The 25,183-nt window shown below is 36.7% G+C and carries 25 protein-coding genes, 4 pseudogenes and 1 other annotated feature; of the genes and pseudogenes, 26 read left to right on the top strand and 3 right to left on the bottom strand.

The window, feature by feature from the left end; translation table 11 throughout:
- Window positions 1-180 precede the first annotated feature (180 nt).
- The 18 genes and pseudogenes from BAA9072_RS10495 (at window position 181) to BAA9072_RS10415 (ending at window position 14,325) form a co-directional block, all read left to right on the top strand.
- A pseudogene (locus BAA9072_RS10495) lies at window positions 181-731 on the top strand (GNAT family N-acetyltransferase).
- A 474-nt stretch (window positions 732-1,205) separates the two neighbouring features.
- Complete coding sequence (locus BAA9072_RS10490; RefSeq protein ID WP_201714631.1) at window positions 1,206-2,882, top strand: amidohydrolase family protein; 1,677 nt, start codon at window positions 1,206-1,208, stop codon at window positions 2,880-2,882.
- Window positions 2,883-2,896: 14 nt separating this feature from the next.
- Window positions 2,897-3,517 carry a TetR/AcrR family transcriptional regulator gene (locus BAA9072_RS10485; protein ID WP_201714630.1) on the top strand — a complete coding sequence of 207 codons (621 nt, stop codon included), beginning with the start codon at window positions 2,897-2,899 and terminating at the stop codon, window positions 3,515-3,517.
- A gap of 363 nt (window positions 3,518-3,880) precedes the next feature.
- A complete protein-coding gene (locus tag BAA9072_RS10480) occupies window positions 3,881-4,225 on the top strand; it encodes a VOC family protein (protein WP_201714629.1) in 345 nt (114 codons plus the stop codon).
- A gap of 140 nt (window positions 4,226-4,365) precedes the next feature.
- Window positions 4,366-4,893, top strand: a complete 528-nt coding sequence (locus BAA9072_RS10475; protein ID WP_201714628.1) for an AAA family ATPase — start codon at window positions 4,366-4,368, stop codon at window positions 4,891-4,893.
- Window positions 4,894-5,111: 218 nt separating this feature from the next.
- Entirely contained in the window at window positions 5,112-5,270 is a 159-nt protein-coding gene (locus BAA9072_RS10470; RefSeq protein WP_201714627.1) for a DUF6366 family protein, read from the top strand.
- Between the two features lie 52 nt (window positions 5,271-5,322).
- Window positions 5,323-5,679, top strand: a complete 357-nt coding sequence (locus BAA9072_RS10465; protein WP_201714626.1) for a hypothetical protein — start codon at window positions 5,323-5,325, stop codon at window positions 5,677-5,679.
- A 608-nt stretch (window positions 5,680-6,287) separates the two neighbouring features.
- Window positions 6,288-6,506, top strand: a binding site (T-box leader).
- A gap of 115 nt (window positions 6,507-6,621) precedes the next feature.
- A complete protein-coding gene (locus tag BAA9072_RS10460; RefSeq protein WP_201714770.1) occupies window positions 6,622-7,011 on the top strand; it encodes an HIT family protein in 390 nt (129 codons plus the stop codon).
- 12 nt (window positions 7,012-7,023) lie between these two features.
- A pseudogene (locus BAA9072_RS10455) lies at window positions 7,024-7,814 on the top strand (protein phosphatase 2C domain-containing protein).
- Window positions 7,815-8,504: 690 nt separating this feature from the next.
- Window positions 8,505-9,041, top strand: coding sequence for a class I SAM-dependent methyltransferase (locus BAA9072_RS10450; protein WP_201714625.1), 537 nt, complete (start codon window positions 8,505-8,507; stop codon window positions 9,039-9,041).
- A gap of 16 nt (window positions 9,042-9,057) precedes the next feature.
- Window positions 9,058-9,312, top strand: a pseudogene (locus tag BAA9072_RS24210) (DUF2812 domain-containing protein); the annotation flags it as partial.
- Between the two features lie 371 nt (window positions 9,313-9,683).
- Window positions 9,684-9,980: a hypothetical protein gene (locus BAA9072_RS10445; RefSeq protein WP_201714624.1), complete on the top strand. Its 297-nt coding sequence runs from the start codon at window positions 9,684-9,686 to the stop codon at window positions 9,978-9,980.
- Between the two features lie 193 nt (window positions 9,981-10,173).
- The gene (locus tag BAA9072_RS10440) at window positions 10,174-10,680 is read left to right on the top strand and encodes a hypothetical protein (protein ID WP_201714623.1); all 507 of its coding nucleotides are present in this window, start codon (window positions 10,174-10,176) and stop codon (window positions 10,678-10,680) included.
- Window positions 10,681-11,531: 851 nt separating this feature from the next.
- On the top strand, window positions 11,532-11,777 hold the full coding sequence (locus tag BAA9072_RS10435; RefSeq protein WP_201714622.1) for a hypothetical protein: 246 nt from the start codon (window positions 11,532-11,534) through the stop codon (window positions 11,775-11,777).
- 223 nt (window positions 11,778-12,000) lie between these two features.
- Window positions 12,001-12,201, top strand: a complete 201-nt coding sequence (locus BAA9072_RS10430; protein WP_201714621.1) for a hypothetical protein — start codon at window positions 12,001-12,003, stop codon at window positions 12,199-12,201.
- Window positions 12,202-12,299: 98 nt separating this feature from the next.
- Window positions 12,300-12,914, top strand: a pseudogene (locus BAA9072_RS10425) (VanZ family protein).
- Between the two features lie 177 nt (window positions 12,915-13,091).
- Window positions 13,092-13,643, top strand: coding sequence for an RNA polymerase sigma factor (locus tag BAA9072_RS10420; RefSeq protein ID WP_201714620.1), 552 nt, complete (start codon window positions 13,092-13,094; stop codon window positions 13,641-13,643).
- A complete protein-coding gene (locus BAA9072_RS10415; protein ID WP_230980822.1) occupies window positions 13,636-14,325 on the top strand; it encodes a DUF3600 domain-containing protein in 690 nt (229 codons plus the stop codon). Before BAA9072_RS10420 ends, BAA9072_RS10415 begins: the two co-directional genes overlap by 8 nt.
- Window positions 14,326-14,423: 98 nt before the next feature.
- Here the strand turns inward: BAA9072_RS10415 and BAA9072_RS10410 are convergent, their stop codons facing one another.
- On the bottom strand, window positions 14,424-14,876 hold the full coding sequence (locus tag BAA9072_RS10410; protein WP_201714619.1) for a hypothetical protein: 453 nt from the start codon (window positions 14,874-14,876) through the stop codon (window positions 14,424-14,426).
- Between the two features lie 605 nt (window positions 14,877-15,481).
- Here BAA9072_RS10410 and BAA9072_RS10405 point away from each other — a divergent pair.
- The 6 genes from BAA9072_RS10405 (at window position 15,482) to BAA9072_RS10380 (ending at window position 20,491) form a co-directional block, all read left to right on the top strand.
- Window positions 15,482-15,844 carry a YrdB family protein gene (locus tag BAA9072_RS10405; RefSeq protein WP_201714618.1) on the top strand — a complete coding sequence of 121 codons (363 nt, stop codon included), beginning with the start codon at window positions 15,482-15,484 and terminating at the stop codon, window positions 15,842-15,844.
- A 434-nt stretch (window positions 15,845-16,278) separates the two neighbouring features.
- Window positions 16,279-16,875: a DUF1062 domain-containing protein gene (locus BAA9072_RS10400; RefSeq protein ID WP_201714617.1), complete on the top strand. Its 597-nt coding sequence runs from the start codon at window positions 16,279-16,281 to the stop codon at window positions 16,873-16,875.
- A gap of 234 nt (window positions 16,876-17,109) precedes the next feature.
- Window positions 17,110-17,802 (top strand): response regulator transcription factor, encoded by a 693-nt coding sequence (locus tag BAA9072_RS10395; protein WP_201714616.1) that lies wholly within the window; start codon window positions 17,110-17,112, stop codon window positions 17,800-17,802.
- A 103-nt stretch (window positions 17,803-17,905) separates the two neighbouring features.
- Window positions 17,906-18,829 (top strand): ATP-binding cassette domain-containing protein, encoded by a 924-nt coding sequence (locus tag BAA9072_RS10390; RefSeq protein WP_201714615.1) that lies wholly within the window; start codon window positions 17,906-17,908, stop codon window positions 18,827-18,829.
- Window positions 18,822-19,571, top strand: a complete 750-nt coding sequence (locus tag BAA9072_RS10385; protein WP_201714614.1) for an ABC transporter permease — start codon at window positions 18,822-18,824, stop codon at window positions 19,569-19,571. Before BAA9072_RS10390 ends, BAA9072_RS10385 begins: the two co-directional genes overlap by 8 nt.
- Window positions 19,572-19,591: 20 nt before the next feature.
- Window positions 19,592-20,491 carry a sensor histidine kinase gene (locus BAA9072_RS10380; RefSeq protein WP_230980821.1) on the top strand — a complete coding sequence of 300 codons (900 nt, stop codon included), beginning with the start codon at window positions 19,592-19,594 and terminating at the stop codon, window positions 20,489-20,491.
- 603 nt (window positions 20,492-21,094) lie between these two features.
- Here BAA9072_RS10380 and BAA9072_RS10375 read toward each other — a convergent pair.
- On the bottom strand, window positions 21,095-21,556 hold the full coding sequence (locus BAA9072_RS10375; protein WP_201714613.1) for a carboxymuconolactone decarboxylase family protein: 462 nt from the start codon (window positions 21,554-21,556) through the stop codon (window positions 21,095-21,097).
- A gap of 106 nt (window positions 21,557-21,662) precedes the next feature.
- Complete coding sequence (locus tag BAA9072_RS10370) at window positions 21,663-22,535, bottom strand: RNA polymerase sigma-70 factor (RefSeq protein ID WP_201714612.1); 873 nt, start codon at window positions 22,533-22,535, stop codon at window positions 21,663-21,665.
- 839 nt (window positions 22,536-23,374) lie between these two features.
- On the opposite strand from BAA9072_RS10370, the gene BAA9072_RS10365 reads away from it, so the two are divergent.
- Window positions 23,375-23,971 (top strand): class I SAM-dependent methyltransferase, encoded by a 597-nt coding sequence (locus BAA9072_RS10365; RefSeq protein WP_201714611.1) that lies wholly within the window; start codon window positions 23,375-23,377, stop codon window positions 23,969-23,971.
- 220 nt (window positions 23,972-24,191) lie between these two features.
- A complete protein-coding gene (locus BAA9072_RS10360) occupies window positions 24,192-24,881 on the top strand; it encodes a DNA alkylation repair protein (protein WP_201714610.1) in 690 nt (229 codons plus the stop codon).
- Window positions 24,882-25,183 lie beyond the last annotated feature (302 nt).

Here is a 25,183-nt window from a genome sequence, read left to right as displayed (position 1 = left end):
GATTTTTCAAGTAACGGGGGCTTATCCAGAACAGAATGAGCTCCCTTTTTATTTGAAATATTTCTTGAGTAAATTGCTATATTTTGAAATAATTGGTATTAAGTTAAAGGACAGTTTAACAGAATAAGAAAATAATGGTAAAGTTACTGCATAGATAAATTAAAGGGAGAGTTTTTAACTATGATTGAGCTTACTGGTGACAGAGTTGTTTTAATAGAAGCAACAACAGAAGATATTGAGAAATTATATTATTGGAAGTTTGAAGAAAAAGAACAGGAAGCAAAAAAGTGGAATGGACCCTATATTCCGGAAGAAAAGGTATCTAAAGAAGAGTACCGCACCGAGTGGGAGCAAGAAATTTTCACTGATGTTCCTGCTGCTCTTGTTATCAAATGCGAGGGAGAAGCCGTTGGTTACGTCGGTCCTATTGGATAGATAGAAACACCAACTGGCTGGAAACAGGAATCGTTATTTATGACAGTAATTATTGGAACGGCGGTTATGGTTCAGAAGCATATAAGCTATGGGTTGATTATCTTTTTAGATCTACTGAACTTCACAGACTAGGAATGTCAACTTGGTCAGGAAACGCAAGAATGGTAAAGGTAGCAGAAAAATTAGGGATGAAAGAAGAAGCAAGAATCAGAGATGCGAGAATAGTTAACCACGAATACTTTGATGCCATTAAGATGGGAATCTTGAGAACAGAGTGTGCACTAACTAGGGATTGATGTCCTGTTTTGAAGAAGAGACGCTTGTTGAGCAAGTAACAGCCCTTTGTTCCGAAAGGGAGGTTAGTTGAAGACTCAGTTTCGAGATATTGACCCAAAAGAGATTTCTAATAAAAGGATGACCTCCCAGCTTCTAATGAAAATTCATCCTCTATTTCCCGATTAATCAATCGGTCTGGTTTATTGAATAATGGGAGACAAGTATAAGCACCAAAACACATGGAATGATAGCCATAAAAGAATATTAAAATTTGAATAACATTTAACGGAATGTATTGGATGGATTAAGCATTACCTTTTAGGAAAAGCGCAGGATAAGTATGTATCCTGCGCTTTTCTGTTTTCTCATCAGTTAGGATTTATAAAATTTCCGAGTTTATAATACTTGACAAAAAAATCGAAAAGTATAATATAGTTAATAAACCGACCGCGGTTTATTAACTATATTACTTTGAATAGAAAGGGAGGGTTACTATGAAAGGGGCAAAATATTATAAATGGGATGTGCATCATCATATCGTACCAGACTTTTACGTTAACGAGATGAAAGATATGGGCATTTCAGTGGCGAGAATAAAATGGCCAAAATGGGATGCGAACGCTTCTATCAAAATGATGAACAGTTTTCATATTAAAAAAGCATTTGTGTCTTTGTCTACGCCCGGGGTTTTTTTCAAAAATTTGGATTACAGTCAGAAACTTAACCGCCAGTGCAACGAATACATTGCAAAAATGATTGAGGAGTACCCTGACCGTTTCGGTGGTTTTGGCTCGGTCACTTTGCCTGATGTAACAAGTGCTTTACAGGAAGCTGAGTACGCACTCGACACTTTGAATCTCGATGGCATTGCACTGATGTCTAACGTAAACGGACATTACTTGGGTGACGAGGCTTACAAGCCGTTCTATGAAGAAATGAACCGCAGGGAGACAATCATCTATGTTCATCCCAACGAGGTACCAGGCAAAACCGATCACCGGTTTTTGAATCCATTGTATTTGTGGCAAAATGATACCACAAAAACCATCATTGATTTTATTTACAGCGGCTATCACAGGAAATACCCAAATATTCGCTGGATATTTTCTCATGGCGGCGGTATCATTGCGCCACTGTTCCCTTTACTCGTAGAAGAGCTCAGTAAGGAAAACCCCAACATTGCTGAAGAATTAAAAGTGTGGAAAAAGCAAGTCTTTTTGGACACTGCTTCAAAGGCTTATGATGATCAGATTCCGTATTTACTGGAGTTTTCAGATCCGCAGCATGTTCTTTTCGGCAGTGACATCGGATGGGGTAATAAAACGGCAGTTTCTGAAATTGAAAAAAGTTATGCTGCTCTGGATGATAAGGTAGGATTGACGGAGCAGCAAATAGAGGACATCTTTATGGGCAATGCCAAAAGGTTGTTTTCGAGGGAAAGCGTTCCTGTACAAAAAGATACAAAAGCACCTTATTCTAAACCGCCCTTCGGAGTTGGCCAACAAAGGGTTCAGTACCACTGTCACTCGGAGGAAGAAGCGGTGTCGTTGATTGCATCAGGAGATTACGATAGAGTCCTGTTGTCCTTTGATAGACCTGAAGTTTGGCGGTTTGAGGTAAAGGATAAGCAAGCGGCTTTACGGGAGTATAACGACACTGTCGCGAAATTTCGTTCCGAAAACCCGCAAAAGTTAGGGGCATTTTGCGTGATAGACCCCACCAGTCCTTCATGGAGTATAGCTGAAATCGATCGTGCGATAAACGAACTGAATTTAGACGGAGTGTCCCTTACGATCGACATTTTCAACACATCGTTTACGAAATTGATGGACGAGCAGTTGATACAGAAAATCGGATCTATCGACAAGCCGGTACTCATCCATCCTAGAATCAGCAGTGGGATACCACTGATTTCTGAAAATCAGCTCGAGACCTTGTATTTCATCGCTAAGGCTTTTTATCTCGATATTTATAAGAAATACTGGTTGAACACACCATTTATTCTCACGCATACTGGAGGGGCATTGCAATATCTCGCGCAACCGTTCAACATATTGTATTATCTTTCACCAAAGATTTCAGCGCCTAGCATGTTAGCATTTATGTGGGATTCTTACGTTATTCATAAGCCTAAGGGTTATATGCTTTTGAATAATACGATCTCAGAATAGGAAGGAGTATATTGATGGCCAGACCTGCAGATAACTATCCTGCTAAAAGGAAAGAACTTCTTACCATCGCCGAAAGTATATTCTTAAAAAAAGGGTATGAGCAAACGAGTATTAATGACATTTTGAATGCTTCAGGCATCTCAAAAGGCGCATTTTATCATTACTTTAAATCAAAGGATGAAGTTTTAGCCGCCAGCATAGACAACTTACTTGATGAGGCAGTTGCTTTCTTGCTGCCGACAGTAGATGACCCGAATTTAGGCGCAATGGATAAATTCAATAAGTTTATGGAGCAAAAGTCAAAGTTTCAAACCGCAAAGATGGAATATGCCACTTTGCTTGGGAAACTTATGAATTCGGGTGTATTTCAGCAGAAATATATGTTTGCGATGTCACATAAAATGGTGCCGCTGTTTGCTAAAATTATCCAGCAAGGTAAAGATGAGGGTATATTCCAAATTGAGTACCCATATGAAACAGCAGATATTCTTATCAGATCTATCGTAGGTGTACCCAATAGCTACGCCTATAAGGAATATATGAGCGATGATGAAAAGCGAAAGAGATACCTTTTATCGCTTCGAGGAATAATTGCGGGTGCATTGGGTATCGAAAAACATGGATTTTCATTATAGGATGAGTGAAATATAGTGGACTCCAATTATAACTATTTATAATTCTTTCGGAGTACCAATAGGTAGTAATATTTCGAGTATACAGCACTATATCGATTTCAGAATACAACATTTTACTAAGATAACGGGTAATTACTCGAAGATATCTCTAATTCGAGTTTTACGCTAACGGGGGCAAATCCGTAACAAAGTGATTTGCTCCCTTTTAATTATGCAGAGACAGTAACATTGAAGCGTCCCGACTTCGTTACCACCGTATGAGCAATCACATATTCTTACATGTAAGCGAAGGAATTTTAAGTCATTTAATAGAAAGTATAGTTTGGCATGTTTTTTAAAATTAGGGGAAGGAGAGGAAGTAGGATGAATACTGGTGTAACATTTCAGGTGAGAATCTCGGATTATGAAGAAGGAATGCTTTGGTATGAAAAGCTTTTTAAAAGGAAGCCTGACTTTATACCGCATGAGGACTTTGCAGAGTGGGAAATAACCAAAGGAGCATGGCTTCAGGTAGCTAAAGGGATACCTACAAATGGTAATGGTCCTCTTAGATTAGGAGTAAAAGATATTAAAAATGAGAGAAAACGTTTGATTGATGAGCTAAACATAGCAATAGAAGATGTAAATACTAGGGAAGGCGTTCCGGCTGCTTGGTGTACGTTTGAGGATCCTTATGGTAACAGAATTGGATTATATCAAGACCTATAAATATCTCGAATTTGAGTTTTCAATAATAGGGGGCGTTTGCTGAACAAGCAGCCGTCCTCTGTTCAAGTAAAGGGGCAGGATAATTTAATAAGCAATTATGTTACAATACTAGAAATTCGAAATTTTAAAGGGTGTTTAAGATGAAAGTAAATTTAAAGGACATATTAAACCAAAAAACTTTAAACCCATTAATTATAATGATGTGTGGAGTAGCAGGTTCAGGAAAGACTACATTAGCACAACAGTTGGAAAAAGAAGAAGGGTTTGTACGCCTTTCAATTGATGAAGAGGTTTGGAAGGTTAATGGACGTTATGGAATAGACTATCCCGTTGAGAAATATGGCGATTATCAAGTTGAAGCTGAAAGAAGACTTCGTAATCAATTGATACGTCTTATTAAGGATAAACGAAAGGTTGTTATTGATTTAAGCTTTTGGCAAAAATCCATACGAGATGGATACAAACAGCTAATTGAAGAAGCTGGTGGTGAGTGGAAACTAATTTATTTGAACATTAGTCCTGAAATTATTCGCAAACGGTTGGATGTACGGAGTAAAAGATTTGATGCAAATGCAGCCTTTCCAATTACCGAAAATACTTTAACATCTTACCTAAACGGATTCGAAGTACCTTCACACGAAGGGGAAATAGTAATAGAGTCTACATAAAAAGTAATCTTTTTTAGTTAAAGAAACATAGTCAGTAAAGAGATATGTTATTGAACTAATGGGTGCGTTAGTTGAAAATCTGCTTTAATATCTCGAAATCAAGTCTTCCGTTATAGGGGGCAATAACTGAAGATCATTTAACTGATCCAGCTATTGCCCTTATTCAATTATTGGGCCAGGATTGTTGAATAGTTACTTCTTAAATAAGGGGGATGAAGGTGGAGAATAACAAGGGAAATCCCGAACATAAGAGAGAGAAATTAAGTCAGGAAGAATTCAAAAAGAACCCAATGGGTGATATGAATAATCACAGTAATCTGGCTGAGCATATAATACGAAAGGGGGCGATTGCTAAACAAAGTGTCGTCTCTTTTTAATGAGGCAAAGTACCTGACTGCAACTGGAACATTAATATTAAGGAGTAGAACTATGAAAAAGATGATTTTTGGAAGTTTGATGTTATTAATTTTATCAATGCTATTAGCGTGCACAAGTGAAAAAGACGATTTCGCTCGAGTTCATCCGAATCTTTTACCCAGCGAAGGTCACCAGTATTCTCTACAATCTGTTGGAAAAGAAATCACATTTGATTTACTACAGGAGAACAACATAACCAATGTTGGACCTATTACAAATACATCCTCATTTGAGTCATTGAATGAGCAATATCCTAAACTAGATTTAAAAAAAGAACCTGCATTTATTGTATTTGATGAAAATGGTTTGGCTTTAAAGACTTATGAATATGAAGAAATGATTGAATACCTACAGAATCCAGATAAATGACTCTAATCTTCAACAATCGGGGGCGTTTGCTGAACAAGCAGCCGCCTTTGTTCAACTATTGGGCAGGTTTGTTCAACAAAGGAAAACTGTAATTTTATGGTTAAATGAAGTAAAAGGGGAGGAATTCTGATAATGAAAAATGATGTTTTTACTAAAGTGATTTTAAGTGGAATATTAGTTTGTAATTAAATACCAACCAGAATGTTCAACAACCAACACCGAATGTAGAGGTTAATAACCAAGGTGGGCGAGTTGTTCAGTTAGCACCTAACAGATTTGGAGTAATTGATACTGGTCATAGTAGTGGTTAGGAACAACTTGTTGTTTTTGAACATAATCCTAAAACAAAAGATTTTGAAGTTGTTAGCTCATTAACATATGAAGACTACTTTAATCATCCTGAAGAGTACGGTATTCCTGTTAGAAGTGTTAATATGGAAATTGAGTTATTCAACAAACATTGGCGTTTGTTGAACAAGCAACCACCCTTCTTTCGGTAAGTTAGCATCCTCGCTAATGAACAAGCTAATGGAATAATTAGTAAATGAATGATTGACAAATGATGTGGAAATATATAGAATTTTTAGAAAGTAGTATACGCGCATATTCCAAACGCTTTGATTAGGAGTATTAAGGATCGGTTATTGTTTAGAGAGCTGTCGGGAGGTGGAAGACAGTCAATAGCGTCCCCAACTCGCCTAGGAGTGGATAGATTGAGATGTAGATCTATACGGTTAACTTCCGTAAAAGAGTTCTGAGATGTTTCGATCCCAAAAGATTTGAAACAAGAAGAGTGGTACCACGATAATAATCCTATCGTCTCTTTAATGAGACAGTAGGATTTTTTAATTTTTAAAAATTATTTTTTAAGGGGGAATTAGTTTGAGTGAAAATTGTTTTATCTGTCATAAGCATGATGGCTCTATCGAAACTTCAGGGGGAATGATTTATGAAGACGATTATGTATATGTTGGTCATATTGATAGAAAGGGCAGGCAAAACTATTTAGGTCATATAATGATTGATTTAAAGAGGCATACTCCCTCACTTGCCGATATGACGGTAGAAGAAGCAGGAGCATTTGGTGTAATGATGGCAAGAGTAAGTAGGGCACTGAAGGAATCAGAAAACGCCGAGCATATATATTCTCTTGTTTCAGGAAACTCTGTTCCGCATCTTCATATGCACATCGTGGCCCGGTATCCAAATACTCCAGAAGAACACTGGGGTCCAATGGAAGTTTATGATTGGCGGGATGCTCCAATGGGAGACAACGATCAAGTTGTGGAACTATGCAATCGGATAAGGATACACTTGGAGAATAACTCATAGATGGCGACTTCTATGAGTGAGTTTAGCTGGGTTGGGAGTGAAAACAATCTTGTAGACCAACTACACATCCATACTATCAACCACATAACTTTGGGAAGATTTGGTGGGAATTCTATTGCAGGACAGTATAAGAACGAAGATGGTTCCTTAATATGGGTTGATGATAAACAAGATTGGGAGTTTGTAGTTCTTTTAGATGCTCATAACTCTGCTGAAAGTGCCGAATTAGTTATTAACCAATTCTTAATTTCTAAAGAAGAAATACAAAATAGTTTATTGCTAAACTATGAACAAACTTTTAAAAGTCTTGAAAAAACAATACTTAACATGTTTCAAGATGAAGAATTTATAAATGCTTGCCGAAAAGTTAAAGGCGAAACAGCTTGTTTAATCGTTTTAAGAAAAGATAAATATTTATGGTGGCTCTCAATAGGAGATTGTATTTCATACTTATTCCATCCGGAGCTTGCAAAGCTCGGTCAGTATAGTAAACCAAAGACAATTTTACGAATGGGTTGGACAAGTCAACACGTTCGATAATCCCTTGTTATAGTAGTGGAAGAAGAGAACTAAGGAAAGGAGTGAATCGTATTTTGTTAACAACGGATGGATTAGTTGAATGTCCCAACGAACCCTATTCTGATCCTAAAGAGATATATAACGATTTGAAAGATCACCAGCTTAACGAGGGAATAATGAACTTACTAAATACCATTAAAGAAAATGAGGTAAGAGACAGTACAACGATCATCTCTTGGGACGTGAATGTATCAATGGAAGTGACAAATCCAAGTGATGGATAAAGTATAGTCGGTATTCTAAAGGGGGCTTATCCGGAACAGGATGAGTTTCTTCAGTTTTAAATAGTTATTAGAAATATAAATGAAAAGGGAGGATTTTAAATGAAGCAATTAACATTCCATGAGTTATTGTAACACCTTCAAAAGTAAAAATGCTTATTCGAAAACCGGTTAATAAGGTGTGTGAGGCTTTTATCGATCCTGATATCACTACGAAATTTTTCACTAAAAGTAGCGAAAGATTAGAGCAGGAAAAGCGAATCCGTTGGGACTGGGAGATGTATGGTGTTGGTTCCGTTCTTAATGTAAAAGCGATTTAGGAAAACAAACAGTGGATTTTACACCTCGTTCATAGAACGAAACGTTTGTTACAATTACTAATACAGGATTTCAGGGGAGAACGGGAAGAGATTGTAAAGCAAATCATTGATTCCACAGAAGGATTTACAATTTGTACTTAGTGAATTGTAAGCGCTTTTAGAACACGGTATTGTTTTGAATCTAGCGGCTGACAAGTACCAGATGATAACATCAAACAGTAATATTCGCTTTATCGCCATTTCGAAACCCTTAGGTTCAACTGCTTTTTTGGGGGGAGATATTTGTCTACAACTAGATTTGATCCATGACTTCTTGTCATTCCAGCGAGGGCGCAATCCTAAGTGAAAATCGGCTATTAAGGAGTGGAAAAAAATGAGTAGAATAGTTGATAGGATTCCGAATAAAAAAATGAAGGTTTTAGAAGTAGGTGTTGGTGGAGGAAGAATTGCCATTGAGCTTGCTAAAAAAAATAGTTTGAATGAGGTTATCGGAGTTGATGTATCGAAAGCTAAGGTTGCTAAAACTCGAAATAAGATCAATCGTAAAGGACTTAAAAATATTCACATTTATGCAATGGATGGTACTAGACTGGATTTCGATGAGGGAGAATTCGATGTAGTGTATGTTTCACACATGCTGCATGAGGTTCCGTTTGAAGAAATGATAAAGGTTATACAAAACATTAAGAACGCGTTGAAAAAGGGTGGACTCTTTTTAATTCATGATTATGCTAATAACGATACAGCTCGTAAAGAAAGTCTATTCCTAAAACTAACTAGACTATATGAGCCTGAGCATATAAAGGAGTTTATATATTATGATTGGTTATTGATATTGGACAATGCAGGATTTCAGCCAAGCGCTTTAGATAAGTATAAAGATTCTGTCTTAGTTTCTGCTTTAAGATAGGGATCACATATGGGCTCATTATTATAAAAGAATAATGGGTTATTCCTTTTGGTTGGGTATGATGTTTCTAGCTTATTCTTTTATGTACTACAGGGATTCGACATTATATCATGAAGGTCTTTGGAGTATGGAAAATGCATTATTCTGGAAAGCACTTTTATTTGAAACTCCATTTGTTTTTTTGAAATTGTTTCCTGCATTTATGGTTGTTTTTTTAGGTGGAAGTTACTATCAAGCTTATCGGAAGTATTCCATATTAAAAGAAGAATAGTCCCTTAGAAAAATTGAGAACAATGCAACTACCACAATTAGGGTGCTGTAAATTACTGTACTTAAGGAAAGGGAGCTTATCTAAAACAGGGTGGGCAAACTTTTATCTAAGTTTTTCTTGAGTAAGTGGCGTGAATTTGAAATAATTGGTAGTAAGTTGAAGGCAGGTTAACGCAAGATTGGAACCTTAATACTTGGATTTTGTCTTATTCTATAGGGGGCGTCTTTATCAAGTATTGTTTTTCTATAATCATTGTTGCTCTTAGTCTCGTTGGATGTTCTTTCAGTAATAATGACTCTCCCATTTTTGAGGAGTTAGGAGTTTCAAAAAGTGAGGCTGTTCCAGATTTCACTCTTTTAAGCAGAGAAGAGATGGACAATAAAAAAATGCGTTACACTGAAGTGGAGATTGAAGAAGTCGGTGAACAAGCAGCAAGGGTATTTGTGGCGGATAGTTTTGCAGGGCTGAATGACCACTTTTCTTCAGGATTGGTAGACGTTATTGACCAAGAAGGTAATAAGTATCGTGCTATTTATATCGGGGAGTATTATAAAGAAAATTTCAGTGCGAAAAACGAGTATGAAAAAGAAATTTTAGAGTTGTATCAGTCAAGAGATAAGGAAAATGAAGAAGGAATGCCCTACATCAAGTTTACAGTAATCGAATAGAGTTTACGTTCTTCCATAAAAGAAGCTTATCCGGTATAAGGATAAGCTTCTTTTAAGTTTAAAATTTTACTTGAGTAAGTGAATCGATTTTGAAATAATTGGTATTAAGTTAACGGAGCAGACTACCTTGAATAAAAATTCTTAAGGTAAAATCAGAAAATGAATTTTCCTGTCTAATGGAGAGGAGGATAATATGAAGAAAATTCGCATGGTATTATTTGTTTTAATGATTGGGGCTTGTTCCAATCATAGTGCATGTGAATTACCAGTAAAAGAATATCCTCAATCGTTCCACCAAGAAGTCAGCAAGTTGCCACAAGATATTCAAGATAAGTTAAAAGTTCCAACAGAGTTTCCTTTTGATGTCGAGTTTTTTAGATTTTCGACTACGCCTAATGTAGAGAACATTGTATACACATCGGTGGAGTATGAACCTTTGGATGGTGAACTCAGTAATAAGGTCAATTTAAGCTTTACTACATATTATAATGACAAAATTGATTCCCCGGATAGCTATAAATCTATCCAGTTAAATAATGGAGCAAAAGCAATTCTAAAAAAAGATGAAGAAGAATTAAAAGTCTTAGAATGGACTGACAACGATGGAGATGTCCAACAATTGGCTGTAATGTTCAGGGATACCGAACTAACGAATGAAGACCTTAAAATGATGGCGGATTCATTGCATTCAGTAAAATAAATGTTGTTCCTTTAAAGGGGTCGATTACTGAAGGAAGCAGCCGCCTTTAATTCGATTATTAAAGAGCAGGATTATTGGATGTCTCTGGATTAACCGCCTGATGAAAGGACTGAAACTGTGCAGACCAAAAAAAATGATAGAAATCAAAGACAAAGATTTGTGCAAGGCTTATACAGAAAGAAGAAGCATAAAAATGTAAGAAGAAATGAAGATAGCAAGATATGGACAATGATTTTTTGGATTTCTGTGTTGATTGCGTTTGTCGTACTTATTATATGTGAGGTGTTCTTCATTGACCGTGGGGTGCCGCTACCTGGTTTTCTTTCGAAGCTGGCCGCAGCGTTTCAGCGAGTTTTCTGATCGATTTTTCAAACGTCAAGCCAGTTCGCCTCGTCCTTATAGGGGGAGAGTTGTTGAAAAAACAGCTGCCCCTTTGTTCAAGTAAAGGGGCAGGTTAATGTGATAACCATAAAAGTTGGAAACTTTCCCCCGTTACCAATCGTCAAATGTTCATAAGAAGCATTTTAATGAACGAGGAGTAAGTTCCAAAGACCATTATAACAGTGAGGTGGAAGATGGATATAATCATTAAATTATTAGCTTATGTAGTATTTGTTCTGGGTTCACTATATTTTTATTTCGGAGGGACTCGAAAAACGAAAAACAAAGGAAGTTTCAATTTAATTATGATAGCCAGTGTATTATTACTAAGTTACTATTACTGGTTTAGAATTTAATTCATCCTTTGTTAACGCCAGGGGTTGCTGAATAAGCGGCGGTCCTTTGCTCAAGTGAAAAATATGTATATATTACGTGATAGAACTCACCAAAGAATTAGGGGGTATTTATTTATGGGAGAGACTTTTAAGAAGAAAGATGGTAAGAAAATACTGTTAATAATAAGTTGGATTTCGGCATTTTTTCCTTATCTATTTAGTCCAATTGTATTTGGACCCATTGCTTTTTTTCTGGGTTTAGTTCTTAAAAGAGATTATGAAGTAGGAAACCAAGGAAAGATAATTATGGTCTTGGGAGTCGTTAATACAATAGGCGGAATTATATTTACAAATTGGGTAGTAAGCAATCTTGGATTTTAAGAGTTTATTGCTTTCATCTTCAAGAAAAGGAACAATAACTGAAGATCAGCCGATTATCTTGACTATTGCCTTCTTCAACCATGGGAGCAGTTAAACAGTATAGCTCTCGCAAGACGTAACCCGAAAAGATTACGTCTTGCTTTTTAATAGGATTGTTGAACATTCAGGAGTTTGAAATAATAAAATAACAGTTTTTTCTATATTTTTATAAGAGGTGTTATTGGTGGAGAGACTATTTGGAGCATTAATTATATCGTTAGTTTTGCTAACATCTGCCTTGGTTTCCATAATTCTATCGGAAGAAGGATTTGTTTTTTCTGTGTTATGTATAGGACTAGCAGCTTTGATTGGCATTATGCTATTGACTAACCAAGAAGAAAAATCAAGAATACTAGAAAGTAATGAAGAAATAGAAAGGGGCTAATTGATCGGGCTATTGGCCAGCTTCAATTATTGGGCAAGTAATTCAATGTGTCTGGTGAAAAAAGGTATTATCAATAAAGAACAAGACGAGGTTAATGAATGTTTCTGATTAATGGAAGTTTAATTATCTTATTGACAATAATGTCTTATGTTGTGGTGCGAGGTATTTTAGTTGGTAAAAAATATAGAAACAATATTCAAGTTCACTGGCAAACAGAAACAGCTAAGTTCCTTTTTGTCATATACATAGTTTGGTTATTTCTGTCACTTTGTTTCCTTTACCAATAGGGTTTCATTATGAATACGATAATCTATTCCGATCTATAAATATCATTCCATTTGTAACGATTATTAATAATTTCAGTCAAGTTGGTACTGCATATGACGGAGATGTGTTTTTTTATGATCTCACTCATTGTTAGAAACGTAGGAGGAAATATTTTATTATTGATGCCCTTAGGTTTTCTTGTACCACTTATATGGAATAAAGCTAAAGATTTCAAAAAAGTTACTTTAATAGGTTCTGCTGTGTCCATAGCTATTGAGCTTTTACAACTTATAGAATCTCTTGGTGGTGGATGGGATCGAGTCACCGATATTGATGATGTTATTTGTAATGTAGCAGGTACTATTATTGGGTACCTTATTTATGTTCTTATAACTAAATCAGGTGTTAAGTATATAATGAGATTTAATAACAACTTAAGTAAATAGATTCTTATTCAACTAAAAGGGCAATAATGGGAGAGATCAGCTAAGTGATCTGGCTATTGCTCTTCTTCAATCATTGGGCATGTTAATGGAACAGCCCCAGGTAAACAGAGATTCATTTATCTCTGTTTTTTTAGTTTTTTAAAATATTTAAAGCCAAATACTCTTTTGAGTTGTCTAATGGTTGTAAGAATAAAAAAAGGGGTGAAGAACATCAGCAGGTTAGTAAAGAAAGCTCAAAAGGGCGATAATAAGGCATTTTTAAAACTGTTTCAATACTATGAAGAGGATATATACAGAATGGCGTATGTATATGTCAGAAATGAAAATGATGCTTTGGATGTGGTTCAAGAGGTGGCCTATCGAGCTTTTAAAAATATTGAAACATTAAAAAATCCAGCTTATTTTAAAACCTGGTTAACAAAAATGGCTATTACTACTTCATTAAATGTATTAAAGAAAAATAAAAAGGTTGTTCAACTCAAACCAGAGTATGAGGAATTCATCGGTTTAGAAGATCAGGATACTCTGCTTACTATTACTCTTCAAGAGTTGATCGAGCAATTATCAGAAGACGAGAAGAGTATCGTTACCCTTAGGTTTTATGAAGGGTATTCATTCAAAGAGATTGCCGAAATACTTGAAATTCCCCTTGGAACTGCAAAAACGATTTTATATCGTGCTTTAAGTAAACTACGGAAGCATTTTAAGGAGGCTGATACTTGTGAATAATATAAAGCAGGAAATAAACAAAATTGTCATTCCATCCACTTTGCACGAACGGTCAAAGATGGGGGTGCAAAAAGCACATATTGAAAAAGGTGGCCGAGTTAAAAGGTTTATCAGAAGAAATATGGTGTCAGCTATCCTTGCTGCTTCTTTAATCATTCCTACTGGTGCAATTGCATATCAGACCAATTTAGCTGACGAAATCTATGGAACATTTGAAAATGTTAAGGCTCATATATCCAGTGCCACAATGGAAGGCTATCTGCTTTTGGATGCAAAGTTGAACCAAGCACAAGGTGATATGGAAAAAGGAGAGTATAAGCATTTTAAAGAACTGTTAAAAGTGATCACTTATAGTAAGGTAGCGTATGGGGATAAATACGGCAACATAGATTATACCCAAGTCCCGGATGAACACATGGATGAACTGAAGAAAACCTTGTTTGAGATTCAACCGTACTTTGATAAATTAAATGGTCAAAAATCAAGCAAAGAATTACTGACTTCTAACGAATATGAAGAATATATAGAGGCCATTATGATATATGAACAAATAATGGCTCAAAGTGGAATTAAAGAATCAGATGAGTTCGACAAAATTCCTTTAGATCTACGAGACGATTTTTTGGAGGCTCAAAGAATATTGATAAAAGTAAATGAAGAACAATTACAACATCTAAATTAAAAATTTTCTTGTCCCATTATTAGGGGGCTTATTTGAAACAAGGGTAAGCTCATTCTATAGAAAAAAAGAGAAGAAAACCATTCTTCTCTGCTAAATGATTATTGTTGAAATATGAACTCTTCTCTATATTTTCTATTTGTATGATCATCTTCTTTTGTCCATGTGACAACGACTTTAAGATATGAAGACTTTTTAGATAAACCAAAATTTTGAAAATGAAAATTATTGGACGAGTATTTTTCTTTATTTAGTTCAGCTGTAAAAAGTTCATACTCGGTATTTAATTTAGGCTCTTCTCTATAAGCCTCAACCTTTACCAATTTGATTTTTTCATCCCTAACGTGTTTTATGTCCAGACTAAAAATATTATACAAATCAGGATTTGTCGATTTATTTAACTTGGGATTATTAGTATCTGGTTCTCCAACTACAACCTTCCAATTCTTTGTGGTCTCAGCTGAGGGTAAGTTTTCTAATGTGGCAGCTGAAGAATTAACAGGTACCAGGAAGAATAATACTGACATGAATACAAGGGGCGAAATCATCTTCATTTAATCACATCCTACTTTTCATGTTAGTTTAACTTTTAACATTAAATATATACAAGTTTTATTAAAGAAATTATGTTGCAATTGCTTAGAAAACTTGTAGGAAAACTATTTGGTTATAATTAATGGGTCGTTTGCTGAACAAGCAACTGCCCATTGTTTGTTCATAAAGAAATATAATTCACTAACTCGATACCCCTAACTTAAAATGGGGAAGAGTTAAAAAAAACGGGTTGTCAATTAAAGAAATTGGCGAGTGGTTGGTTCATAATGAGGAATGAAATCAAAGTTTTTGAAAACTCCTTTATGTTATTCAATTATTCAACAATCCGTCGCGATTGTAGATAGATATACACGACTTTATATTTTTAGGTGCAGTGAAGTAGTCTTCAATAAAACGGGGGCAATAACTGAAGATCACCTACTTGATATCCGGCTATTGCTCCTCTTCAATTATCAGATGAACCGGATTCTGAAGTTATTCCACATAAGGGCCATTATCTGGATAAAGCGATTCCTCAAGTCACGCAGGATTTTAGATAAGGACGAAACATATTGTATAAATGTACATTCGTTATTTAATTATATTGATTTGGAGGAAGAGTTGGATGGAAATAAAATGGATAGGTGTTTCCGTCCTCACCGGATTCTTTCTACTGGAGCTTGGTGCAATAGCTGCGTTCAGTTACTGGGGTTATCATATCCATTCAGGGGCAGCGGTCAAAATTATTCTCGCTGTGGCCACGCCGCTCGTCATAGCTACTCTATGGAGTAAGTTTCTCTCCCCAAAGGCGTCACTGCCTATCTTCTCCTTCCCGACACGAACTACGCTTAAGCTGGTTGTGTTCATTGTGGCTTCCATCGCTTTGTACGCAAGTGGACTAAGCGCCATCGCGGTTACATTTCTGACGGTGTCCCTTCTTCTCGTGGCAGCAGTCTTCATCTTGAAGCTTCATAAAGTAAATATGTGAAGTGGATTAGTCTAAAAACCGAACTTCAATAATCGGGGGGATAATTAATTCAAAACCCTACTCCACCATCATGAGGGAATGAGCAAGAAAACCACCTAAAGCCGAAAATAATACTCTTGAATGATCATAAAAACAATGGAAATAATTGATAAAATGATGGTATACTAATGATATAGGAGAAATTTGGAAGGTGGAATTGGGTTTGCCAACATACTTGTAATGGTTTAGTAACTTAATAGTACATTTCTTTTTGAACATTCGTGTTCAATGACGGGAGAGGTGTGCCTATTTTTAACCATTACAGGGAACGCAGGATAGTCAGTTGTTTTCATTCCAGCGGGATACCTATATGGTATTCCGCTTTTTTCATGGGAAACCTTTCTCCATTCAACCGTTTTTTTGCGTTCCTCTGAATAAATAGGAGGAACTGGTGTATGAGTTTAAATAATTTAGTAACGTATGAGATCATTGCTCAGGAAACACCTTATATAAAACGAAACTGTAGTAAATGTAAAACGAACACAGCATTTTATTGTAGTGAGAAATTCAGGGTTAATGCGAATCAAAAAATAGTGGATAGTTGGCTAATTTATAACTGTATACATTGTGAGGGAACTTGGAATTACCCCATTTTATCCAGAGTAAATATTAATAAAATTGACTCAATACTCATTCAAAAGTTAATGAATAATGATAAAGAGACCATTTGGTACTATGCTTTTCAAATCAACAAATTAAGAAAACTATGTAGTGATGTAATGACAGATATACGATACGAGTTAAGAAAGGAAAAGCTCGATTCACTATCTGACGAGGTTACGATTCGACTTTGCTATAAATATGATTTTGGTCTCAGAATAGATAAACTTATAGCAGAAATTCTGGGCATTTCACGGTCAAGAGTAAACAAATTGGCCCAGAATGGATGTATTTTATTAAATCCAACCATTACTATGAAGAGCAAAGTGATAGATGATTTACAAATTACCATCAAAGGTGATTGGTGCAATTTTGATGCTTTGACATCATGATCTATTAACATGGTTAAGCTTATACTCTAAGGGTGCATGTTGAAAATCGGACAGCCGATTTCAGCTGTACCCTTATTCTTTTATTGGAGCAGTGTAACAGGTTCTTATAGTTTACTGATACAAGATAAGAATACAGGTCGGACATCCTCCTCAATTTTTTTACGTATAGAAGATTACTTGACATTCCCCTGATTTCAATGAATGATAATGGTAATAATTGTGAGGGTGATGTAGTTGAAGGATGAAGTGGATATTCTAATAATTGAAGATGACGAGGATATTAATCGCCTGCTGTGCGGGATTGTCAGAAAGAGCGGTTATTCCCCGAAGCCTGCTTATTCAGGTACGGAAGCAGAGATCTACCTGGACAGCCGAAAGTGGGACATGGTAATAATTGATCTGATGCTCCCGGGTTTATCCGGTGAAGATCTATTAAAAAAGGTAACAAAAGAAAGCAATGTTCCGGTTATTATTATTTCGGCAAAGCTTGAAACACAGACGAAGATCAATTCGTTGAGAGCGGGTGCGGATGACTATATTACAAAGCCTTTCGATGTGGATGAGGTATCGGCCAGAATTGATTCATGCCTTAGACGATATCGTGATCTATCAGATGCTCCACTATCAAATCAAATGATGTATAAAGATATTGTATTGGACACGGATGCAAAAAGAGTGACAGTGAATGGGAAGGAACTCAAATTAACGGCGCGGGAATATGAGATTCTGCTTCTCATGATGACCTCCCCTAAAAAGGTTTTTTCCAAGTCCAATTTGTTTGAAAGTGTGTGGAAGGAGAAATTTTACGGGGACGACAATACCATCAATGTTCATGTAAGTAATATCAGAAGTAAGCTTGCGAAAGCGAATCAGCATGAAGAGTATATTGAAACGATCTGGGGGATGGGCTATAAACTCAAAACTTAAGGTTTTCTTAAGATTTCACTTAAGACTTTCTTACGTTTTCCTTCTTATACTGTAAGAGTGTTCATGGAGCAGGCCATTGAACAAGTGATAAAGGAGGAAATTTATGAACGACTATGTGTTAAAAACCAGCCAATTGTCAAAAAAATATCAAAATAAAATGGCGCTTAATAAAGTGAGTGTCATGATCAAAAAAGGGTCTATTTATGGATTTATCGGCCAGAACGGTGCAGGGAAATCAACGTTGATTCGTCTAATAACCGGCCTTGCGTATCCGACGGCAGGTACGTTTGAATTGTTTGGAGAGAACAATGAGGCAGCGATTATTGAAGCCAGAAAAAGAATTGGGACGATCATTGAGGGTCCAGCTCTTTATCCGCAAATGACCGCCGCTGAGAATCTGGAGGCACACCGACTGCTGAAAGGAATACCGGGAAAAGACTGTATTCATAAAACCCTGAAGTTAGTCGGTTTGCAGAATACAGGAAAAAAGAAAGCGAAGAATTTTTCTTTAGGGATGAAGCAGCGTCTGGGTCTTGGTATCGCATTATTAGGGGATCCTGAATTCTTGATTCTCGATGAACCGATTAATGGACTGGATCCGATGGGAGTTGTCGAAGTCCGGGAACTACTGAAAAAGCTGAATCAAGAATATGGAATTACCATCTTAATCTCCAGTCATATATTAAGTGAACTGCATTTACTGGCTACTCATTATGGGATTATTCATGAGGGAGAATTGCTGGAACAACTTTCTGCAAAAGAACTGAATGATAAATGTCAGCAGTATTTGCATATTAAAGTCGATGATCCAAACAAAGCTGCCACGGTAATCGAAACCCATTTTTCCACACAAGAGTTTGAAGTGATGTCTGATGGAACGATAAGACTGTTTGCCTATGTTGATGTACCGGGGGAAGTTTCCAAAATCTTAACCAATGAAGGATTGGTCATAGAACAATTCATGCCAATGGGAGAAGATTTGGAAACGTACTTTAGTCATCGTATCGGAGGTGTACAACATGGGTAATCTCTTAAAAACAGAGTGGTATAAATTAAAGAAGGACCGGTCATTTCGCTTCCTTACCTGGATGTTAGTCGCGGCTGCAGTGTTGTTTCCACTAATAGAATTCGATAATGGGGCTTCAGGATTGCCCACCGTAAAGGATTACTATCGGGAAAGTATTCTCGGTCCTCATGCGAATATAGTGAAGCTTATTCCAAGTATTTTGGCAGGCTTCTTTATTACGAGTGAATACTCCATGGGAACGATGAAAAGTATCGTATCTTCAGGGAATAGCAGGTTTCGAATTTACTCTGCAAAGCTTATCGTCTTTTCAATTGGAGCCATTATCATATCATTAGTATTACCGATCATGATGACGGGGACCAGTGCCCTCTATTTTGGATTCGCTGATATGCCTGAATGGACTTATTACTTGCAAACGCTGGGACTGATTATCCTATACGGAGGAGCATTCGCTTCCATCATGGCCATCTTTTCCATTCTGTTTACAGACAGTGGGAAAACGATAGGGTTTCTGCTCCTGTTCTTTGTATTTGCTGATTGGCCCCTGCAAATGTTAGCAGCGAAAGTGTCCTTGTTTGAAACCATATTAAATCATTCCATCTTTAAGTTGATTTACGACATTATGATGGTGAATAGTTTGAAGAGCGGGGATGTTTTAATCATGACAGTGGTACCCATTCTGACGTTTCTGTTATTTGGTGCCTTAGGGAGCTTTATCTTTCAAAGAAAAGAAATTAAGTAAATGAAAGGGGGTGAGGTCAAATGATACTCTACTTATTGATAACCGTCCTGGTAGCATTCGCATATGTCCTCACCCGTTTTTATCTGTTGAAAAAGGAAATCAAAAGTACAACCCTGCAACTACAGCAATTACATCAACATGACTCAGGGAAAAAAATGACGATTGGCTTTTATGATCGTGATTTCGAAGGATTAGCGCAGGAAATAAATAACCAGATTGATTTAACGAAACAGGCTGAGGCAGTCAAACGCTCCACTGAAAATGAATTAAGGCAGGCCATATCTCATATTTCTCATGATATTCGCACACCAATGACATCCATCTTGGGATATATTCAATTTCTGGAATCAGACGAAATAAGTGATGAGACCAGGAAGAAATACATTGAAACAATCAAAAATAGTGCAGGTAGGTTAAAAGTGTTACTTGAAGATTTCTTCGAGCTGTCGATTATTGAACAGGCCGATTATCCGTTGAAAATGGAAGAGGTCAGTTGTAATTCTTTGATTATTGAGTCACTATTAGGTTTTTATGAAGAATTTAATAAACGAGACATCGATCCGGACATCCAAATCCCCGAGCAGGAAATGATCATAATGGCCGACCCCTCTCTCGTTAAACGAGTGATCGAAAATTTAGCCGTGAATGCCATTCGATACTCTACAGGACATGTAACCATTCAGCTTAAAGAAACGGATACAGCCGTTCAGCTGAAAATTTCAAACTCTGTTGGACTTAGGAGTGAGCTGAATGTACATCAAATGTTCGACCGTTTTTATAAAGCAGATCAAACAAGAACAGGAAAAGGTACAGGGCTTGGGTTGCCGATTGCCAAAAGCTTGATGGAAAAAATGAACGGAAGTATTTATGCAGAATTAGAGGAGAATCATCTAACCATGATTTGTGAATGGGAACGCTGACTTTCAAACCCCCCGAGCAAGTTACGTCACGTGTAATGAGGGTCAGGCACTGTTTTTCATACATTGCGTGGAAAAACAATGTATTGGGAGTCGAGTATAAGACCATAAAGATTTCATATTCGCTTTTTGACCGAAAACAATTACATACGATTAAAACGAAAAATAATGGAGACATCTTATTCAGCTAATTGCTTGATTGCATCCCTGCATCTCCGGCATGAGATCTTATTTATATTTAAAAATTTTACATTCCTCTTTACTGTAGTCAGTGTTTCGAAAAATTCCGGAAACAAAATACCACATTCTGTTCTTTTAATATTTTTGATAGCATGGATTTTATCATTAATGGGTCCTTTTATAGTGGGAAATATCACTAAAAATCCCTCCCAGACAATTTCTTTTATCATAATCTTATTACAATTGATGTACTTGAAAAAGTGGAAAATAATGAAAATACGGAGATTCTCTAAGATAGTGGGCCTTTTCTGGTTGAATAATGATAGCTATCTCCTACTTCCATGAAAGGGCCATCTTGGGGAAGAAAAGCTAAGGGAAAATCCCTTGTATCTATTCTGAATACAAGGGATTTTATGTGGGCAAAAATTACTTTTCTGTTGCAGGTTTGTAGTGTCCAGGTATGCTCTTTGCTGAAATGGCCAATCGGTTCCACCCGTTGATCGTGATAATTATAGCAACGAGATCGATATATTGTTTTTCATCAAAATGAAGGCGGACCCTTTCATACAGATTATCTGGTACACCGTTTGCCGAAATGGTTGTGACTGCTTCCGTTAATTCCAGCGCTACCCTTTCCTCATCAAGGTAGAATGGTGACTCCCGCCATGCGTTCAAACAGTAAATTCTTTGTTCGGTTTCGCCATTTGCCCGGGCATCCTTAGTATGCATATCCAGGCAGAACGCACATCCATTTATTTGAGACGCACGAATTTTAATCAATTCGATTAATTTGTTATCAATTCCCGTAGTTTTATTGTACTCCTCCATTTGAAACATTAATTTGAAAACTTCCTGATTTGTCCGCATGTAGTTAACACGTTGCTCCATGTCTATCTCCTCCATTAATTTGTTTTAGGGGTTCACTAATAAGACAAAACAGAGGAGTGATTTGTGACATGAAAATAGAGAGCTACATTGAGCTCTCTATTTATCGTTAGTAAGGAACTGGAATATGAGTTAATTTATCCGGATTTGAAACAATAAAGATTTTCTGGATAGTCATCTGTTTTGAATCTAATTCAAAGCAGATGACTTTGTTAATGTGCCCATCTTTTACATGCAAGATCCCTTTTTGACCATTGACCACCACTGGAAGAAGTTCTCCTATGAAACTTCCTTTAGAGGTAATCCCATTAAGAAAGGCAGATACACGCTGTTTGTTTACAATTGGGTTTAATGCAGCATGTACCTTTCCTCCTCCATCGGTAATAAGGACAACATCTTCTGTTAGAAGTTCAATAAATTCCTCGAAATTCCCGGTCGTCGATGCAATTATGAATGTTTTGGCAAGGAGATGAACATGGTCAGTATTCTCCAGAGGAAATGGCTTATCATTCTTTAATTTCCGTTTAGCGCGGCTGTATATTTTTCTGCAATTCACTTCCGTTTTTTTCAGCATCCCGGCGATATCCCCATAGTCATAAGCAAATGCTTCTCTAAGAACGAACACAGCTCTCTCAATAGGTGACAGTTGATCCAGCATAACGAGAAAGGCATAGGAAATTGTTTCGTCTGTTACAATCTTATCTAATGGTTGCTTTGTTTCCTGTACCTGTGGTTCAGCCAGCCAGGGACCAGTGTATATTTCTCTTCTCTTACGGGCTGAATTTAAAAAGTTTAGACAGCGATTCGTCGTCACTTTCGCAAGGTATGCCTTCACGTCCTCAACTTGATCGGTATCAAGCTTAAGCTTCAAGAAGATATCATGAACGATATCTTCTGCGTCGGTAACTGATCCAAGCATACGATACGCAATGGAAAAAAGAAACGGTTGATATCTCTTATATAAACTATCCAACTCATTCACGTACTTCACCTATTTTCTATTACATTTTCTCTTCTAGTATATAGGATTCGTAGATTGAGAACCATTTATAGAATTAGGTTCTACGGAGGAGGTGAGGAGACACAAGAAAAGTTCACATAGAAAAATACCAGTTACCAAAAGTAGTGGGAGGTATAATATAGTTTGTCAATGGAATGTAACTTATAGGCAGAAAACTGAGAACTTAAATATATTTGAACCTGCCTCCTTTGGTAAGGTAACATAGACAAACCCTCTCCTGTTAATGCAGTTATCTGTTCAGACCTATCAAGTGGGGTTTCATCTATGTATTATAAGCATGTACCGAACCTGATTTTCAGCTTTTTTGGAATAGGTTTACGATAGTGGTTAATTACGTTTATCATCAATAGAAAAATTAATCTTTATTAATGAATTTATTGCATCTTCACCCCAGGTTTCGAAGTCGAAAATCCTTTGTGTAATTTTAAGCAAGTTATCAAGAGGTATCCTAAAAAACGAAAGAGGAACCGGACATGTTATCCGATTCCGATATGAGGTGAATGTAGAAAGGAAAATTCTTCAGGATCCCTTTATTATCCTATGAATTAAAATGAATTACTGCCTGGGTGTTTGCGGATATGAATAACCCATCAATAAATATAAGAAAGAGTAAATTCGAAGGTAGGCTTTTAACTCTAGACAAGTCTTCCGGAGATAGGTTGGTCTACAGGGATCTATAAGTCTTTTTCCTAAAGGGGTTATTGACTCTTCAATGAAAGGGATTTTTGAAGAAAATATTTATGCCCCGTACGGACTTTTGATATAATGAAAGCAAAGAATCCAACACAGGAGTGTGACCAATGGAACAGAACGTCTTTGAAGAAATGGCTAAACGATACGATACCGAAGAGCGAATGGAACTGGCCCAAATCGTCGCAGAGGAAGTGAAAAAAGAACTGCAGGACAGTACATCCCAAACTCTCATCGATTATGGAAGCGGCACAGGGCTTGTTAGTTTAGCGCTGACAGATATGGTCGAATCGACTCTGTTAATCGATTCATCCGAGCAGATGGTAGAAGTGGCCAAATCTAAAATTACTCAAAGAGGGATCGACAACGCAACTGTCCTCTATTCCGATTTTACCCAGGGGAGTCCCGAAGTGAAGGCCGACATCGTGCTCATGTCACTCGTCCTTCTACACATTCCGGATACCAAGCAGATCTTACAAGAGTTGAACAGTATCCTCCATAACGGAGGCAAGCTTATCATTGTCGACTTCGACAAAAACGAAACGATCAGCCATCCAAAGGTTCATAATGGCTTTGTTCATGAAGAGCTGAAAGAACAATTATCGGAAGCGGGCTTTACATCCACTGAAATCAGAACATTTTATCATGGGGAACGTATTTTTATGAAAAAAGATGCCTCGATGTTTATTGCGGTTAGTATGAAATGATGCAGCGGTAATCCTATAAGAAACAGAGTCTAAATGAGATATGACTTGGTTTTTTTTGTTTTTGCAAAATAAATGGAGAGATGGCATCGTGTGGGGATTTTGTTGTTTAGTTATAGGGCCAGATTGTTATGGTACAATTGTACGCAATAAGATTTATTACGAAATATAGTTATTGATATATTCCAATGACTAACAGTGCTTTAATAAGGAGTTGTGTCAAATGAATGAAAATAAAAGCACGGAAACAAAACGCTCATCAAAAGCAGAAAACATTCTTCCTCAGATCAATAGTAAAACAAAGCTGGGCGACTTACGAAAAATCGCGAAGGACATTAAAAAAGATCACGAACTAGCTATGGAACTTTGGTCAACCGGAGAGTTTTTGCCAAGACTATTGGCAATCTTAATTATGGACAAAAAACTTCTTTCACAAGATGTACTAAATACGCTTGATCAGGATATGCAGACTCACACATATGATGAGCGAAATTACTTAATGGATTGGTTAATGGCTAATCAGCTCACCAAAGACAAGAAGAACATTGCATTGATGGAGTCATGGGAAAATAGCCCTTCTGCTCTTCAAAGGCGAGCTTTCTGGTATTATCAAGGGCGATTGAGATGGACGGGACAAACACCGCCTGATAACACGGCAGACTTACTATCTGCAATTGAAGCTACTATTACGCAGGAAGAACCGGAAGTTCAATGGGCTATGAATTTCACTACAGGCTGGATAGGCGTTTATGATGAAAAGTATCGAGCACGTTGTATGAAACTTGGTGAGAAAACGGGTCTTTACAAAGATGAAAAGGTATCAAAAGGATGTACTCCTAATTATTTGCCGGAGTTCATTACAATTGAAGTTAACAAACGAAATAATCATTCGTTACCACTGAAAAATTCATAAGGTTTTGATGTGAAAAATAAAGGAATTCAAAACCTCTATCTGGACAGGATCTGAAAGTAAGCTTCCAGATCCTTTTTGCTTGGAGGAGAAGAAAAAGGACTTACTTTTCAATTTTTTTGGTTATTAACTGACGAAAAAATTAAGCTTAGTAAGAGGGCAACAAGATTATTATTAATAGCTAATTTCAATAAATGAAATATTGTAATATTTTTTCATTCCACAATACGTCCAGATTGTTGAAAAAGATGATTGAATTAACTGTCTTTCTTGAAAAAGTGGTGTTATTAAGTGCGGAATGATGG

It is taken from the genome of Rossellomorea arthrocnemi, assembly GCF_904424705.1.
GTDB lineage: Bacteria > Bacillota > Bacilli > Bacillales > Bacillaceae_B > Rossellomorea > Rossellomorea arthrocnemi.
This window is presented reverse-complemented; position numbering and strand designations above follow the sequence as displayed.

Coding starts and splice junctions, on each gene's coding strand:
- BAA9072_RS10490 (WP_201714631.1), top strand. CDS start 1,206: ATGAAAGGGGCAAAATATTATAAATGGGATGTGCATCATCATATCGTA.
- BAA9072_RS10485 (WP_201714630.1), top strand. CDS start 2,897: ATGGCCAGACCTGCAGATAACTATCCTGCTAAAAGGAAAGAACTTCTT.
- BAA9072_RS10480 (WP_201714629.1), top strand. CDS start 3,881: ATGAATACTGGTGTAACATTTCAGGTGAGAATCTCGGATTATGAAGAA.
- BAA9072_RS10475 (WP_201714628.1), top strand. CDS start 4,366: ATGAAAGTAAATTTAAAGGACATATTAAACCAAAAAACTTTAAACCCA.
- BAA9072_RS10465 (WP_201714626.1), top strand. CDS start 5,323: ATGAAAAAGATGATTTTTGGAAGTTTGATGTTATTAATTTTATCAATG.
- BAA9072_RS10460 (WP_201714770.1), top strand. CDS start 6,622: ATGATTTATGAAGACGATTATGTATATGTTGGTCATATTGATAGAAAG.
- BAA9072_RS10450 (WP_201714625.1), top strand. CDS start 8,505: ATGAGTAGAATAGTTGATAGGATTCCGAATAAAAAAATGAAGGTTTTA.
- BAA9072_RS10445 (WP_201714624.1), top strand. CDS start 9,684: ATGGACAATAAAAAAATGCGTTACACTGAAGTGGAGATTGAAGAAGTC.
- BAA9072_RS10440 (WP_201714623.1), top strand. CDS start 10,174: ATGAAGAAAATTCGCATGGTATTATTTGTTTTAATGATTGGGGCTTGT.
- BAA9072_RS10435 (WP_201714622.1), top strand. CDS start 11,532: ATGGGAGAGACTTTTAAGAAGAAAGATGGTAAGAAAATACTGTTAATA.
- BAA9072_RS10420 (WP_201714620.1), top strand. CDS start 13,092: ATGGTTGTAAGAATAAAAAAAGGGGTGAAGAACATCAGCAGGTTAGTA.
- BAA9072_RS10410 (WP_201714619.1), bottom strand. CDS start 14,876: ATGAAGATGATTTCGCCCCTTGTATTCATGTCAGTATTATTCTTCCTG.
- BAA9072_RS10405 (WP_201714618.1), top strand. CDS start 15,482: ATGGAAATAAAATGGATAGGTGTTTCCGTCCTCACCGGATTCTTTCTA.
- BAA9072_RS10400 (WP_201714617.1), top strand. CDS start 16,279: ATGAGTTTAAATAATTTAGTAACGTATGAGATCATTGCTCAGGAAACA.
- BAA9072_RS10390 (WP_201714615.1), top strand. CDS start 17,906: ATGAACGACTATGTGTTAAAAACCAGCCAATTGTCAAAAAAATATCAA.
- BAA9072_RS10385 (WP_201714614.1), top strand. CDS start 18,822: ATGGGTAATCTCTTAAAAACAGAGTGGTATAAATTAAAGAAGGACCGG.
- BAA9072_RS10380 (WP_230980821.1), top strand. CDS start 19,592: ATGATACTCTACTTATTGATAACCGTCCTGGTAGCATTCGCATATGTC.
- BAA9072_RS10375 (WP_201714613.1), bottom strand. CDS start 21,556: ATGGAGCAACGTGTTAACTACATGCGGACAAATCAGGAAGTTTTCAAA.
- BAA9072_RS10365 (WP_201714611.1), top strand. CDS start 23,375: ATGGAACAGAACGTCTTTGAAGAAATGGCTAAACGATACGATACCGAA.
- BAA9072_RS10360 (WP_201714610.1), top strand. CDS start 24,192: ATGAATGAAAATAAAAGCACGGAAACAAAACGCTCATCAAAAGCAGAA.